Raw genomic sequence first — 14,253 nt, forward strand, 5'->3', positions numbered from 1 at the left:
AACGGTCGGCCGCCCGTCAACGAAATTGATATCGATATCAACTACCGTCGATATCTCCCCGTTTCCGCGCGCGCGGCCAGCTTCAGCCGGCAATGTCGGGAAATGTCGCGCCGAGCATGGGAAATGTTGAAGAATGTCCGGTCGATGTTGCGAAGCGGACAAGCCCGCCGGCGCGCCTGTCGATCTTGGCGGCGTGGTTCTGCGCGATGTCGGCGAGGCGGTGATCGAGGAACGGATTGGCGAAACGGTCGAGTGTCACCGCGAAATAGGCCGCGATTTCGTCCTGCCGGTCGCCGAAGGCCGGGATCACCTCGCTGCGCATGATCGTCTCCAGCCAGGCCCGGACGGCCGGATCGGCGATGATCTCGCGCACCGTCTCGTCCTGCCGCCGGCCCTCGCGCAGCCAGCGATCGGCCAGCAGAGTATGGCCGAGATTGAGCACGAAGAGCTTGCGCCGCTCGATGAAATCGAGGTCGTCGACCACCTGGATGTCGGTGTGCCGACAGGGCGGAACCAGCCCCGGCATCGCCCGGATCGCCCACAGCGCATAGGGTTCGGCGACGGCGCCGACCGGCTCGATGGGCGCCGAGACGATGCGGTCGACCAGCGAATCGACGAAGCGGCATTCGGCGGCGAGCCAGCTGCGAAAGGCCTGCGGCAGCCCGCCCCGGACCGCTAGGGCGTCGACCAGCGCCGCAAGCCGCGCCCCGTTGCGCTCGACGAGTTCGCAGGGGAACAGTGTCATGCCGCCGCCGCCCGCCTCGAAGCGATGAAAGAGCAGCGCGGTCAGCAGCTCCGGAAAGGTGCTCCAGCCCTCCAGCGTCGGGACGGGCGTTTCGGGGACGTCATAGCCACGGTCGCCGGTATTGCTGACCACCGTCGACACTGGCCCGGCGAAGAGCGCCGCCAGCCGCGCCGCATCCTCGCGCGCCGACAGCCCGTCCGAAATGACTGAAACCTGCCGTTCCTCGTCGACCGGCTTGCCGTCGACGAGGCCGCGGATGCGCACCGGATAGGGCTTCCCTTCGCGGAAGGCGGCGATGCGGGCGCGGGAGGCCGGCGAGCCGGTCGTCTCGACCACCGTGACGCGGCCGACATCCTGGCCCGCCGCGGCGGCCTCCGAGAGCATCAGGTCGACATGGGCCTGCAGGAAGCGGCTGGTCCCGAACTGGATGATCGGCGCGGCCATCACGAGACGCTCACCATGGCCTTGATCAGGCTGCTGCGGTCGCGGGCCCATTCGGCCATCACCGCCGGGAAATCCTCCATCGTCGTGCGATGGGTGATCAGCTTGCGATGGTCGATGCTGCCGTCTGCGAGCGCGGCGACCACGGTCGCGAAATCCTCCGATGTGGCGTTGCGACTCGCCAACAGCGTGGCCTCGCGCTTGTGGAATTCGGCATCGTTGAAGGTGATGTCGTCCGGGACGACCCCGACCATGACATAGCTGCCGCCATGCGCCAGATAGCCGAAGCTCGCCTGCATGGCGCGCGGATTGCCGGTGGCGTCGAAGACGGTATCGAAGCCGTCGCCTTCGGTCGCGGCTGCGACCAGTGCCGCAGGATCGCCGGCGACATGCGTGTTGGCGAAGCCGAAGCGGTCCGCCACCATGGCCAGCCGTTCCGCGCTCGCATCGACGAGATGCAGTTCCGCGCCCCGCCGGCGGGCAAAGAGCGCAGCCCCGAGGCCGATCGGGCCTGCGCCGACCACCAGCACGCGGTCGGCCGCACCGAGGCCGGAACGGCGCACCGCATGGGCCCCGATCGCCAGGAACTCGACGGTTGCCGCGGCCTCCTCGTCGAGATCGCCGGCCGCGATCAGGTTGATCGCCGGCACGTTGATCCGCTCGCACAGCCCGCCGTCGCGATGCACGCCGAGCACGCCGATGCGCATGCAGCAATTGGGCTTGCCGCGCATGCAGGCATGGCAGGTGCCGCAGGCGACATAGGGATTGATGATGACGCGCGTCCCCGCCTTCCAGCCCTCGCTATCGGAGGCGACGACGCCGGACAGCTCGTGGCCGATCACCCGGGGATAGACGAGGAAGGGATGCTTGCCTTCGAAGATGTGGTAGTCGGTGCCGCAGATCCCGACCCGCGCGATATCGATCGCCACCCAGCCCGGTGCCGGCGCCTCGGCAGCCGGCCGCTCGGCAAGGCTGATTGAGCCCGGTTTCTCCACCACGATGGCACGCATCGACGTCGCTCCTTCCTGCCCGAATCCGGCCCTCGATGTCCCGAGGAGAGGCCGGCGTTCCCACTGCAATGACAGCGACAAAGCATGCAAGTTTGATATCGTTGTCAACTCGTGATCGGCCGGTTCGTGGGCGCCTTTCGAAAGGCGAAGGAAAGGCCGCGCATCGGCTAGGCGATGCCGACGCGATCCCTTATGTCTGTCGGCGGGAAGAACAATCGACGCGGCCCGGCCGCGACAGGGAGAGAACGACGATGGCGGTTGAGACAGCAACCTGGATCGGCACCGGCGGCAGCGATTTGGTGGCGCGCCCCGGCCATCGCGACTGGCTGAAGAGCCAGGCCGGCGATCTGATCGCCTTCTTCCAGAAATCCGCGCTCAACCCGGCCGGCGGCTTCTTCGCGCTCGACGATGCCGGTCAGCCGCTGCCCCCGCCCGGCCCCGGCGGCACGGTGCGCTATCTGCACGAGACGACGCGCATGGTGCACTGCTTCGCCATCGCCCATCTCATCGGCCTGCCGGGCGCCGACCGCATGGTCGACCATGGCATGGCCTTCCTGCGCAGCCATCACGAGGACAAGAAGGAGGGCGGCTGGTTCTGGGGCGTCGATGACCATGGCCCGACCAATGCCACCAAGCAGGCCTATGGCCATGCCTTCGTGCTGCTGGCCGGCTCGTCGGCCAAGGTCGTCGGTCATCCCGGCGCCGACAGCCTGATCGCCGACGCGACCGAAGTGCTCCTCAGCCACTTCTGGGACGACGCCGCCGGCGCGACGACCGAGGAATACACCGCCGACTGGCAGCCGCTCGGCCCCTATCGCGGCCAGAACTCCAACATGCACCTCACCGAGGCGCTGATGGCGGCCTTCGAGGCGACCGGCCAGCAGCGCTATCTCGACATGGCCGGCCGCATCGCTGCGCTGATCATCGGCAAGCATGCCCGCGCCGAAGGCTGGCGGGTGGCCGAGCATTTCCGCGCCGACTGGAGCGTCGACCGCGACTATGAGGGCGATCCGATGTTCCGCCCGGCAGGAACGACACCCGGCCATGCGCTGGAATGGAGCCGGCTGCTGGTGCAGCTCTGGGAGTTCGGCGGGCGCCGCGAGGAATGGCTGATCGAGGCGGCGCGGTCGCTGTTCCTGCGCACCTGCGAGATCGGCTGGGACGGGTCGCGCGGCGGCTTCTACTACACTCTCGACTGGCAGGATCGGCCGGCCCGTTCGGATCGTTACTGGTGGCCCTGCGCGGAAGGGATCGGCGCGGCCGCCGTCCTGCGCCAGACCGGCGGCGATGCGCGGTTCGAGGAATGGTATCGCCGCATCTGGGACTTCACCGCTCGTCACCTGATCGATCCGCGCCACGGCGGCTGGTATCCGGAGATCGACGACGAGCTGAAGCCGGTCTCGCGCGTCTTCGTCGGCCGGCCGGACCTCTATCATTCGCTGCAGGCCTGCCTCATCCCGCTGCTGCCGGCGAGCGGCAGCATCACACGCGGTCTCGCCGCCGAAGCCGGCCAGCTCTGACGGGACGTTGACGGCGGCCGTCCGGCGCCGAGCCGGACGGCTCGGCGATGAGGACGACCGGCATGAGCGAACCCGCTGCCCCCACCATCGATGCTTCCATCCGCAGGCTGCGGATCGGCGGCTCGCCGCCGCTGCTGCCGGTCGCCTTCGGCGGCTCCCTCTACACGCCGGCCTCGGCCGGCGGCACGCAGGAAGCAGATTTCGCCGGCGCCATCGCCGCCGCCTATGAGGCCGGAATCCGCCATTTCGACACGGCCGCCGGCTATGCCGGCGGGCGCTCGGAAAAGATCTATGGCGATTTCGTCGCCGGGCGGCGCGGCGAGATCTTCCTGGCATCCAAGGCCAACCCCGCCGACCCGGGCGGCGCCGCGATGGCGGCGGCGGTCGACGACAGCCTCAGGCGGCTGAAGACCGACCATATCGACCTCTTCTACATCCATTGGCCGCGCGGCGGCGCCGACATGCGGCCGCGCATGGAGGCGCTGGAAGCGGCGCGCCGCGCCGGGAAGATCGGCGCGGTGGGCGTCAGCAATTTCTCCGTCGCAGAAATGCAGCAGGTGCAGGAGGTTGGCCGCATCGACGCGCACCAGCTCGGCTACAACCTCCTCTGGCGCCACGCCGAAGGGGACGTCATCCCCTATTGCGCCGCGAACGGCATCGCCGTCGTCGCCTATTCGACGCTCGCCCACGGCATCCTGACCGGCAAGTTCGGCCCGACGCCCGACCTTTCCGGTGACGACCAGCGCCATCGCGTTCTGCCGTTCCGCGCCGATATCTGGCCGCATGTGCATGCCGGCGTCGAGGAGCTGAAGGGCGTGGCGCGCGAGGCCGGGCGACCGCTGGCGCATCTTGCGATCCGCTGGAGCCTCGCCCGCCCCGGCATCGACGCCGTCGTCGTCGGCGCCCGCAGCCGCGCGCAATGCGAGGCCAATCTCGCCGCGCTCGGCGGCGCTGTCGACCCGGCGGTCTTCGAGCGGATGACCGCGATCAGCGACATGATCGCCGCGCATGTGCCGGACGAGGGAAATCTCTTCGACTATCGTCCCTGACCGGCCTCGGGAGGAGCCACCGGTCGCCGGGAACCAGGACGGGAGGACCGCCATGGCCGAGGCCATCACGCTTTTCGACGGATCGACCCTCAAGGGCTGGCGGGCCGCGCCGCGCCTGCCGACGCCGGTGCGCGCCGACGATCCACCGCTTCCGACCAACACCGACGCTTATCGGAGGGCGCTTGGCCATCTCGGGCGCTGGACCGTCGAGGACGGCGCGATCTGCGGACGGCAGGACCCGCCGGGGAGCGGCCTCGGCGCCTATCTCGTCAGCGAAGGGGCGTTCGGCGATTTTGAGCTCGAGCTGGAGGCGCGGCCCGACTGGCCGGCCGATACCGGCATCATGCTGCGCGCCACAGCCGAGGGCACCACCGGCTATCAGGTGCTCGTCGACCACCGGAAGTCCGGGAATATCGGCGGCTTCTACGGCAACGGCATCGGGCGTTTCCACGCCATCAACTTCAATGTCGATGTCGAGCGCGACGACGCCGGCAGGCCGCTTCGCCTCAGGATCGAGGATCTGTCGACGACCATCGAGCCGATCCACGACTGGAAGCCGGCGCTTCTCGCGCGCAAGGCCACGGGCGAGGAGTTCCTGAAGGCGTGGAAGTGGGGCGACTGGAACGCCTTCCGCATCCGCATGGTCGGCGCGCTGCCGACGATCACCGTCTGGATCAACGGGCTGCTTGTCGCCGAACTCGATACCGCCACGATGACCTATCCGGATTTCGACGGCGCCGCGGTGTTGCGCAAGCTCGGCACTGCCGGGCACATTGCCTTCGAGGTCCACGACAACGATCCGCGCATGGGCGCGGAGCGCTGGGCGCCGGAGGCGGCCTGCCGCTGGCGCAACATCCGCGTCACGCCGCTCTGAGCCGCCACTGAAGCACTGGAAGGACCGGCTCTATGCCATCCAGGTCAAGGACACCGCGCCGCCCGGCACCACGGCCGAAGGCGGCTGGACCCCGATGGGCGATGGCATCGTCGACTGGGCGGCGCCGTGGCCGCTGTTCCCCGAGACGCCGGCCGATCATCTCGTCGTCGAGCACGACGAACCGGCGGACTGGCGGACCCTTGCACAGCGCTCCTACGACACTCTCGTCAAGCTCGGCGCGCGCGGCTGACGCCGGCACGCCTCCCGTCCCCTCGAAGCAAGGAGCCGCATCGTGGCCCTCGAAGTTCGATCCATCTTCACCCGCAAGGGCCGCAGCCTGCTGCCCGGCCAGAGCGCGAAGCTCGTCACCTTCGACCTCGCCAGCGGCGCTCCGACGGTCGTCCTCGAAGCCGACGAGGTGATCGAGGCGCCGAACTGGACGCCGGACGGCAAATGGCTGATCTTCAATGCCGGCGGCGAGATCTGGCGGATCGCGGCCGAGGGCGGATCGCTGCCCGAGAGGATCGAGACCGGCACCATCCGCGATCTCAACAACGACCATGTCCTCTCGCCGGACGGCCAGACGATCTATCTCAGCAACAATGACGGCCATCTCTATGCCGTGGCGATCACCGGCGGCGAGCCGCGCCGCGTCTCCAACGACCATGCGAGCCCGCATCACTATTACCTGCATGGCATATCGCCCGACGGGCTGACGCTCGCCTATGTGGCCGTCGAGGGGCCGGCAGGGGCGAAGCGGATCAACCTCTTCACGATCCCCGCCGCCGGCGGACCGGACACGCGGCTCAGCGATGTCGCCTATCCCAATGACGGGCCGGAATATTCGCCCGACGGCGCCTGGATCTATTTCAACGCCGAGCGCGCGGCGACCATTCCGGGCCATGCGCAGTGCTTCCGCATGCGCCCGGACGGCACGGGCATCGAGCAGCTGACCTTCGACGAGAGGGTCAACTGGTTCCCGCATGTCTCCCCAGACGGCAAGGCGGTCGTCTATATCAGCTATCCGCCCGGCACCACGGGGCATCCGGCCAACAAGGACGTCGTCCTGCGGCTGATGAACCCGGACGGCAGTGGCCAGCGCGATCTCGTTGCCTTCTTCGGTGGCCAGGGCACGATCAACGTCAACAGCTGGGCACCGGACAGCCGCCGCTTCGCCTATGTCGCCTATCCGACCGGCTAGGCCGGCACCATTCCCTTCGAAGGAGAGCCCCATGCGCATCGCCGTCCTCGGAACCGGCCAGGTGGGGAGCGCGCTCGCCGGCAAGCTCGCCGCCCTCCGCCATGACGTCGTCCTCGGCAGCCGCGATCCGGCCAGCGCGCGGGCGCAATCCGTCGCGTCGGCGGCCGGGGCGCGGGTCGCGTCCTATGCCGAGGCCGCGGCGCATGGCGAGTGGCTGGTGAATGCCCTGCCCGGCGAGGAAGCCATCGGCATCCTTTCCGCCTGCGCCGTGGACGGCAAGATCATGGTCGACATCGCGAACTACAACAGCGCCGTCGACCAGCCGATCCTGATCCCGATCGGCGAGGCGATCCAGGCGGCGTTCCCGAAGCTGAGGCTCGTCAAGGCGCTGAACAGCGTCAGCGCGCATCTGATGGTCGATCCTGTCGCGCTCGGCCGGCCGCACAGCGTCTTCGTGGCCAGCAACGACCTGTCGGCGAAGGCGGAGGTGGTGGAGCTTCTGCGAAGCTTCGGCTGGCAGGACATCATCGATCTCGGTCCGCTCGCCGAAGCGCGGGCCATGGAGCAACTGATCCCGCTCTGGATGGCGCTGGAACGGCGCTTCGGCCATCCCGGCTTCAACCTCGCCGTCATCCGGGAGGATGGTCCGGCGGGAGGGGCCTGAGCCTCCAGCCCGCCGGACCTGCGCGCCGCCCCCGACGGCGCGCTATACCTTTTCGACCTTCGGGATCGCCCAGGTCGCATTGATGATCGACGGCGAACTTTCCGTCGGCCAGTAGAGCCGCAGCATGAGGTGGAACTTGCCCTTGGGCGCGGGAAGCCAGTTGGCCTCCTTGTCGGCGCCGGGGCTCTCGTTCTGGATGTAGATGGTCAGCGATCCGTCCTCGCCATAGACGGGATTGGTGCGGATGCTCATCGAATAGCGGTTGATCGGATTGGCGACGAAAAACAGCTGCTCGTCATACATGGTCAGCGACCAGAACCCCTGGACGGGCGGCAGCTGGCCCTTCGGGAAGCGCAAGACATAGCGATGCTCGCCGCTGTAGTTCTCGAGCGCATTCGGCTTCAGCGAGGTCGGGTAGATGGCATCCTGCGGCCGGTTTGCGCCGAGGCCGATGGCGGTGACCAGCGCGCGCTGCAGATAGTCGGTGCCGTAGATGCCGGCCTTGGTGGTGAAGGACCAGCCGTTCTCGCGCGTGATGTCGCCGTCCGAATCGACGAAATGCAGCATGATCTTGTCGTAGCCGACCGAGGGAATGCGGCGATCGGCGCGCTTGTCGAGCTTCGAGGCATCGAACCGGCCGGGCGCGAGGCCGATCGTCGCGAAACGCTCCATCGCCGGCGCATCGGCGGCGGCGGGCGGGTTGCGCTTCATGAGCTCGGCGAGCAGCGTGAAATAGTCGGCCGCCGGGAGGGCGTTGACCTGGTCGCGGGTCGGCGTCTTCATGTCGATCGCGGGATCGACCTTGCCGGCGGGCGGCGTCCATTCCTTGCCCCAGCTGCTGAGCGGCTGGAGCTTGAAGGCGTCCTGCAGCGCATGGACGGCGGCATAGTCCTCCGGCGTGCCGGTGCAGTAGATGCGCCCGAGCAGCCAGACCATGCTTGTCGGCGACTTGAGCTCGGTCATGCCCTCGGGCACCGTCCCGCTCCAGCCCGGCCCGGTGACGAGGAAGGTCTTCGCGGCGCCGCCGGTGGTGCGCTTGCCAGGCACCTCGAAGACGTCGGTCCAGCCCGAGAGCAGCGGCAGCAGGAAGTAGCGATCGCCCATATCGGGCTGCGCCAGCACCCAGGGCTCGTCGCCGACATCGAACCAGGCGGTCGTGTAGAGCGTGTCCGCATTCGGCGCGGTGACGTCGCGGAAGCTGGCATCGGGATATTCGCGCAGCTTGATGAGGGCGCCCATCGGACCGCGGGTCCCCTCCCCGGCCGCCACATTGGTCATGATGCGGCGGGTATATTCCATCGTGACAAGCGGATAGCCGTAGACATAGGCATCGACCGCCGTCCGGAACTCGTCCGTGCCCTCGACGAGATCCGCCAGCGGCCCCTCGAAGGCGAGCGCATGGCCAGTTCCGGCCGCAAGCGCCAGCAGACTGGCTCCACCGAGACCGAAGCCGCGTCGGGTGAGGTTCATGGCGATCTCCGCTATGGTGACGAAAGGGCCGGCACGATAGCGTCCCGGCCGGATCGCCGTTTCGGTTGAAAGGTCAAACTTGAGCGAAACCGTCGTGAACCCCGAGGCAACGCAGCGGATCGGAGTCGCAGCCGAGCTGCCGGACCTCCTGGCCGGCTTCGGCGTGGACGTCCCGGCGCTGTTCGCCGCCTTCGGCCTCGACCCCGGCGCGTTCGAGCCGGACAGGCGCCTTCCCTTCCGCATCGTCCTCCCGCTGCTCGACCGCGCCGCCGCGCTCTCGGGCTGCGAGCATCTCGGCGTGCTCTGCGGCCTTCGCTTCCGGCTCGACCATCACGGACGGGTCGGCGCCTTGATGAAGAGCTGCGCGACGCTCAGGCAGGCGCTCGAGGATTTCGTGACCTGGCAGCCGGGCTATTCCAGCGGCGCGATCGTCTATCTGCATCGCCGGGGACCGGACAACGCCTTCGGCTATGGCTGCTATGCTGGGACGGCACCGGGCACACGCGTCCTCTACGACATCATCCTCGGCGTCGGCATCCGCATGGTGCGCGAACTGACCGGCACACGCGCCGATGCGCTCGAGTTCCACCTCTCGCATCGTCCACCGGCCGACCCGGCGATCTATGCCCGGCTGCTCGGAGCGCCCGTGCGCTTCAACCGCCATGAGACCTGCATGATCCTCGACGATGCGGTGCTCGATACCCGCCTGCCCGGATCGGATCCGGCGGCGCGGCGGCGGATGCTCGACCTGGCCCGCCAGGACGGCCGCTGGGCCGGCGCGAGCTTCTCGATGCGGGTGCGCCACGAATTGCGGCGCGCGCTCGTCGCCGAGGAACCGCTGATGACGCAGGTCGCCGGCGAGATCGGCATCAGCGCGCGGACGCTGCGGCGCCGTCTCGAAGAGGAAGGAACGACCTTCGAGGCGCTGCGCGACGAGGTGCGGCGCGCCGTCGCCCGCGAACTGCTGGAACTCACCGACATTCCCCTCGGCGAGATCGCCACCATCCTCGGCTTCGCCTCGCCGGGCGTCTTCTCCGAGGCGTTCCGGCGGGCCGCGGGCACGACGCCGTCTCACTGGCGCAGGGAGCGCCGCCCCGCCGCCGCGCCGGCCTGAACCACAACCGCGGCCCGGACGTATAAGCTCCATCGAAGGGAGCGAACATGGCCGCGGCGGATCCCAGTCACATCCTCATCTATGGCGGCACGGGCGGGATCGGCTCGGCTCTCGCGCGGCGGCTCGCCGCCGAGGGACACCGCTTGCATCTCGTCGGACGCGATGCCGACCGGCTGGCTGGCCTCGCCGCCGCCACCGGCGCGACCTGGACGGCGGGCGACGTTCGCGACGCGGCACTGTTCGAGCGCGTCAGCGAGGAAGCGGGCACGACGATCGACGGGCTCGCCTATCTGGTCGGCACGATCAATCTCAAGCCGCTCGGCCGCATCGGTGCCGAGGAGGCGCTGGACGATTTCCGCGTCAACGCGCTCGGCGCCATGCTGGCGGTCAAGGCGGCGCTGCCCGCACTGAAGCGCTCGAGCGCGGCCTCGGTGCTCCTGGTCTCGAGCATAGCCGCCCGCCAGGGCTTCTCCGCCCATGCTTCCGTCGGCATGGCGAAGGCGGCGGTCGAGGGCCTGACACTGTCGCTCGCTGCCGAACTCGCGCCCCGCATCCGCGTCAATTGCATTGCGCCGTCGCTGGTGCGCACCCCGCTCGCCGCTCCTCTCACGCAGTCCGAGAGCATGGCGGCCGCGATCGCGCAGCTCCACCCCATGCAGCGGCTCGGCGAGGCGGAGGATGTCGCGAGCCTCGCGGCGTTCCTGCTGTCGCCGGAGGCGGCGTGGATGACCGGACAGGTGATCGGCGTCGATGGCGGCCGCTCCACGCTGCGCGCGAAGGGCTGAGCGCATGCCGCCGTTGCGCCGCAAGGGCGATCTGCCGGTGAAGACCTGCACCGTCTGCGCGCGGCCCTTCGCGTGGCGCAAGCGCTGGTCGCGGGTGTGGGACACGATCGAGACCTGTTCGGACCGCTGCCGCGAGGAAGCACGCCGCCGCAGGAGGGCGAGCGGCCGTGGCGAGTGAGGGCATCCGCAACCTCGTCCTGCTGCTCGGCGATCAGCTGACCCGCGGCATCAGCGCGCTGCAAGGCTTCGATCCGGAGCGCGACCGCATCCTGATGGCCGAGCTCGCGGAGGAGACGAGCTATGTGCCGCATCATGTGCAGAAGATCGTGCTGGTGCTCTCGGCGATGCGCCACTTCGCCGAGGAACTGCGCAACGAGGGCCTGCCGCTCGATTATGTCGCCCTGGAGGACGACGGCAACAGCGGCTCCTTCACCGGCGAACTCGCCCGTGCGGTGAAGCGTCTCGACCCCGAGCGGATCATCGTCACCGAGCCCGGAGAGTGGCGGCTGCGCGAGGTCATGGAGGGGTGGACGGAGCGGTTCGCGCGGCCGGTCGAGATCCGGCCCGATACGCGCTTCTTCGCCAGCCGCGAGCGGTTCGCTTCATGGGCGAAGGGGCGCCGCTCCTTCAGGATGGAACATTTCTACCGCGAGATGCGGCGCGAGACGGGCATCCTGATGGAGGGCGAAACACCGTCCGGCGGACGCTGGAACTTCGATGCCGAGAATCGCAAGGCGCTGCCGAAGGGCGAGCGCGTGCCACGCCGCCACCGCGTCGAGCCGGACGCGGTCACGCGCGCCGTCATCGACATGGTGCGCCGCCGCTTTCCCGACAATTTCGGCGATCTCGACGGTTTCGGCTGGGCCGTGACGCGGAAGGATGCGCTCGACGCGCTCGATCGCTTCGTCGCCGAGCTGCTGCCGCGCTTCGGCGATTATCAGGATGCGATGAAGCGCGGTGCGCCCTTCCTCTTCCACGCCGTGCTCTCGCCCTATCTCAATATCGGCCTCTTGACGGCCGGAGAGGTCTGCACCGCCGCCGAAACCGCCTGGCGCGACGGCCGCGCGCCGCTCAACGCCGTCGAGGGCTTCGTCCGCCAGATCCTCGGCTGGCGGGAATATGTCCGCGGCGTCTACTGGCTGCGCATGCCGGACTATCCCGAGAGCAACGTCCTGGGCGCGGACCGTCCTCTGCCGGACTTCTACTGGACGGGCGAGACCGACATGGCCTGCATGGCCGAGGCGGTCGCGGCGACGCGGCGCCACGCCTATGCGCATCACATCCAGCGCCTGATGGTGACCGGAAACTTCGCGCTGCTCGCCGGCATCCGCCCCGCCGAGGTCGAGGCGTGGTATCTCGTCGTCTATGCCGATGCGTTCGAATGGGTCGAACTGCCGAATGTCCACGGCATGGCATTGTTCGCCGATGGCGGGCTGCTCGCGTCGAAGCCCTATGCCGCCTCGGGGGCCTATATCGACCGCATGTCGGACTACTGCGCCGGCTGCGCCTATGATCCGAGGGCGAAGACCGGCGCGAAGGCCTGCCCGTTCAATGTGCTCTACTGGCGCTTCCTGAGCGTCAACCGCGACCGCCTCGCCGGCAACCCGCGTATGGCGATGCCCTATCGGACGCTGGACGCGATGGAGGCGGGCCAGCGCGCAGAAGTCCTCCGCGCCGCCGAGGCGTGGCTGGAAAAGCTCGATGCCGCCGGCTCGACCTATGCCGCCCCCCGTCAGGCCGAGCAGGGCGATCTTTTCGGCTGAACCGGGCATGCGCCGAGGCGACTTCAACCGTGATTTGCGCCCTTGCCTTGATTGACTTCCGACGCGCGAGCGGCAGTAGATGAGCAATGGACCTCAAACACACATTTGGCTGGGTGCCGGAGCAGAGACGGCGGCGCCGGGTGCAGCTTTTGCTGCTGTTTGGCAGTCTCGTGGTCCTGCTGCTCGGCATTGGATGGGGGATCCTCTATATTTTTCAAGACAGGTGGCTGCTCGCTGCCTTGCATCTTTCTCTGGCTTCGCTTTCAATTCCGGTCCTCTCGCTGGTTTGGAAGCATAAGCTGCGTACAGCGACGATCGTATTGGCGCATGGACTTTTGTTCATGGTCATACTTCTCTGCATGCTCGATGTACCTGTCGGAGACATTCCCCGATCCACGCATATGTATTTCCTTCCCATCGCAGCCGGATTGTTCTTTATCCTTGAAAAGGACAAGTTATACCTAAGGATTTTTATCCCGTTTTTGTATGCCGTAGCCTTTCTGGTCTTCGCGTCGACGGATGTCGGCTTTCTCGATCCGGATCTGACGGCGCCCATGGATGTCCGTGCTCCCGGCGTGTGGATCAACAACGTCACGGCCGTAATCTCTCTGTTCGTCGTACTGGCTTTGATGCAGGCTGATTTCGCGGCGCGCCATGCCCTCGAACGCGAGATGCGCAAGTCATTGGCGCGCGGTGATTTTCGCCTTTATTACCAGCCTCAGATCGATAATTCCGGCAATGTGTTCGGCGTGGAGGCGTTGCTCCGTTGGCAGCATCCGCAGCAGGGCATGATCTCGCCGCAGACGTTTATCGGGCTTGCCGAGGAGACGGGCCTGATCCTGCCGCTCGGCGAATGGGTGATCAAGACGGCTTGCGCGCAGCTCGTCGCCTGGGCCGACAATCCGGCCGTCGCGCACCTCACCATGTCGGTGAACATCAGCGCCTCGCAGTTCAGGCAGCCCGACTTCGTACAGCTCGTCACCGAGATCGTGCGGCGAAGCGCCGTCCGGCCCGCGAAGTTGAAGCTTGAACTGACGGAGGGCGTTCTGGTCCGGGACATCGATGGCGTCGCCAACCGGATGCACGCCCTGCGCAGGCTTGGAATCTCCTGGTCGATCGACGATTTCGGAACTGGCTTCTCCTCGCTCAATGTCCTCAAGCGCCTTCCCTTCGACCAGATCAAGATCGACCAGACCTTCGTTCGGGACGTCCTGCGGGACGAGCGCGATCAGGGCATTGTCCGGGCAGTGATCGACCTTGGCCGGAGCCTCGGCATGACGCTGATCGCCGAGGGCGTCGAGACCGAAGAACAGCGGGAGTGGCTCGGCGCATGCGGGTGCGAGGCCTATCAGGGCTATCTGTTCAGCAAGCCGGTCCCGGCCGATGACCTCGTCGCGTGGATTTCGTCACGTTCCGGACGCCTGGAGCTTCGACCAGTCCACGCCGCCGGCTGATCCGAACAAATTGGCACACGCGCGACGAACAGGCGACAACCAGCGGTCGCTGCGCAATCGCGTTCCCGAATTCGGTCAAATCTGGAATGTGGTTCTCTGAATCGCCATCGCAACGCACGGCCATGCGTGGACGACCGCCTTCGGCATGAGCAGACTAGCTCAA

Annotated in this window: 14 protein-coding genes; 11 read left to right on the plus strand and 3 right to left on the minus strand. The window is 67.7% G+C overall.

The window, feature by feature from the left end; all coding sequences use genetic code 11:
• Positions 1-82: 82 nt before the first annotated feature.
• The gene (locus tag QO015_RS12180) at positions 83-1,189 is read right to left on the minus strand and encodes a mannitol dehydrogenase family protein (RefSeq protein ID WP_266279140.1); all 1,107 of its coding nucleotides are present in this window, start codon (positions 1,187-1,189) and stop codon (positions 83-85) included.
• Complete coding sequence (locus QO015_RS12185; RefSeq protein WP_266279139.1) at positions 1,189-2,196, minus strand: zinc-binding alcohol dehydrogenase family protein; 1,008 nt, start codon at positions 2,194-2,196, stop codon at positions 1,189-1,191. The genes QO015_RS12180 and QO015_RS12185 overlap by 1 nt, the downstream gene beginning before the upstream one ends.
• A 251-nt stretch (positions 2,197-2,447) precedes the next feature.
• On the opposite strand from QO015_RS12185, the gene QO015_RS12190 reads away from it, so the two are divergent.
• The 6 genes from QO015_RS12190 (at position 2,448) to QO015_RS12215 (ending at position 7,504) form a co-directional block, all read left to right on the plus strand.
• Positions 2,448-3,716, plus strand: a complete 1,269-nt coding sequence (locus tag QO015_RS12190; RefSeq protein WP_266279137.1) for an AGE family epimerase/isomerase — start codon at positions 2,448-2,450, stop codon at positions 3,714-3,716.
• Between the two features lie 62 nt (positions 3,717-3,778).
• On the plus strand, positions 3,779-4,765 hold the full coding sequence (locus QO015_RS12195) for an aldo/keto reductase (protein ID WP_266279135.1): 987 nt from the start codon (positions 3,779-3,781) through the stop codon (positions 4,763-4,765).
• A 52-nt stretch (positions 4,766-4,817) separates the two neighbouring features.
• The gene (locus QO015_RS12200; protein ID WP_266279134.1) at positions 4,818-5,639 is read left to right on the plus strand and encodes a 3-keto-disaccharide hydrolase; all 822 of its coding nucleotides are present in this window, start codon (positions 4,818-4,820) and stop codon (positions 5,637-5,639) included.
• A gap of 94 nt (positions 5,640-5,733) precedes the next feature.
• Positions 5,734-5,889 carry a hypothetical protein gene (locus QO015_RS12205; RefSeq protein WP_266279133.1) on the plus strand — a complete coding sequence of 52 codons (156 nt, stop codon included), beginning with the start codon at positions 5,734-5,736 and terminating at the stop codon, positions 5,887-5,889.
• A 42-nt stretch (positions 5,890-5,931) separates the two neighbouring features.
• Positions 5,932-6,840, plus strand: a complete 909-nt coding sequence (locus QO015_RS12210; RefSeq protein WP_266279132.1) for a TolB family protein — start codon at positions 5,932-5,934, stop codon at positions 6,838-6,840.
• A gap of 31 nt (positions 6,841-6,871) precedes the next feature.
• Positions 6,872-7,504 (plus strand): NADPH-dependent F420 reductase, encoded by a 633-nt coding sequence (locus tag QO015_RS12215; protein WP_266279131.1) that lies wholly within the window; start codon positions 6,872-6,874, stop codon positions 7,502-7,504.
• Positions 7,505-7,546: 42 nt separating this feature from the next.
• Here QO015_RS12215 and QO015_RS12220 read toward each other — a convergent pair whose 3' ends face one another.
• Positions 7,547-8,974, minus strand: a complete 1,428-nt coding sequence (locus QO015_RS12220; RefSeq protein ID WP_266279129.1) for a DUF1254 domain-containing protein — start codon at positions 8,972-8,974, stop codon at positions 7,547-7,549.
• Positions 8,975-9,068: 94 nt separating this feature from the next.
• Between QO015_RS12220 and QO015_RS12225 the strand changes: the two genes are divergently transcribed.
• The 5 genes from QO015_RS12225 (at position 9,069) to QO015_RS12245 (ending at position 14,090) form a co-directional block, all read left to right on the plus strand.
• Positions 9,069-10,088 (plus strand): AraC family transcriptional regulator, encoded by a 1,020-nt coding sequence (locus QO015_RS12225; protein WP_266279128.1) that lies wholly within the window; start codon positions 9,069-9,071, stop codon positions 10,086-10,088.
• 47 nt (positions 10,089-10,135) lie between these two features.
• Positions 10,136-10,873 (plus strand): SDR family NAD(P)-dependent oxidoreductase, encoded by a 738-nt coding sequence (locus QO015_RS12230; protein WP_266279127.1) that lies wholly within the window; start codon positions 10,136-10,138, stop codon positions 10,871-10,873.
• Between the two features lie 4 nt (positions 10,874-10,877).
• A complete protein-coding gene (locus tag QO015_RS12235) occupies positions 10,878-11,051 on the plus strand; it encodes a DUF2256 domain-containing protein (protein ID WP_266279125.1) in 174 nt (57 codons plus the stop codon).
• A complete protein-coding gene (locus QO015_RS12240; RefSeq protein WP_307289969.1) occupies positions 11,041-12,636 on the plus strand; it encodes a cryptochrome/photolyase family protein in 1,596 nt (531 codons plus the stop codon). The genes QO015_RS12235 and QO015_RS12240 overlap by 11 nt, the downstream gene beginning before the upstream one ends.
• Positions 12,637-12,722: 86 nt before the next feature.
• Complete coding sequence (locus tag QO015_RS12245; protein ID WP_266279123.1) at positions 12,723-14,090, plus strand: putative bifunctional diguanylate cyclase/phosphodiesterase; 1,368 nt, start codon at positions 12,723-12,725, stop codon at positions 14,088-14,090.
• Positions 14,091-14,253: the final 163 nt, after the last annotated feature.

This window comes from Kaistia geumhonensis (assembly GCF_030815145.1).
Taxonomy (GTDB): Bacteria; Pseudomonadota; Alphaproteobacteria; order Rhizobiales; family Kaistiaceae; genus Kaistia; species Kaistia geumhonensis.

Excerpts from the sequence above, each read along its gene's own strand:
- QO015_RS12180 (WP_266279140.1), bottom strand. The coding sequence starts at position 1,189 with ATGGCCGCGCCGATCATCCAGTTCGGGACCAGCCGCTTCCTGCAGGCC.
- QO015_RS12185 (WP_266279139.1), bottom strand. The coding sequence starts at position 2,196 with ATGCGTGCCATCGTGGTGGAGAAACCGGGCTCAATCAGCCTTGCCGAG.
- QO015_RS12190 (WP_266279137.1), top strand. The coding sequence starts at position 2,448 with ATGGCGGTTGAGACAGCAACCTGGATCGGCACCGGCGGCAGCGATTTG.
- QO015_RS12195 (WP_266279135.1), top strand. The coding sequence starts at position 3,779 with ATGAGCGAACCCGCTGCCCCCACCATCGATGCTTCCATCCGCAGGCTG.
- QO015_RS12200 (WP_266279134.1), top strand. The coding sequence starts at position 4,818 with ATGGCCGAGGCCATCACGCTTTTCGACGGATCGACCCTCAAGGGCTGG.
- QO015_RS12205 (WP_266279133.1), top strand. The coding sequence starts at position 5,734 with ATGGGCGATGGCATCGTCGACTGGGCGGCGCCGTGGCCGCTGTTCCCC.
- QO015_RS12215 (WP_266279131.1), top strand. The coding sequence starts at position 6,872 with ATGCGCATCGCCGTCCTCGGAACCGGCCAGGTGGGGAGCGCGCTCGCC.
- QO015_RS12220 (WP_266279129.1), bottom strand. The coding sequence starts at position 8,974 with ATGAACCTCACCCGACGCGGCTTCGGTCTCGGTGGAGCCAGTCTGCTG.
- QO015_RS12230 (WP_266279127.1), top strand. The coding sequence starts at position 10,136 with ATGGCCGCGGCGGATCCCAGTCACATCCTCATCTATGGCGGCACGGGC.
- QO015_RS12235 (WP_266279125.1), top strand. The coding sequence starts at position 10,878 with ATGCCGCCGTTGCGCCGCAAGGGCGATCTGCCGGTGAAGACCTGCACC.
- QO015_RS12245 (WP_266279123.1), top strand. The coding sequence starts at position 12,723 with ATGGACCTCAAACACACATTTGGCTGGGTGCCGGAGCAGAGACGGCGG.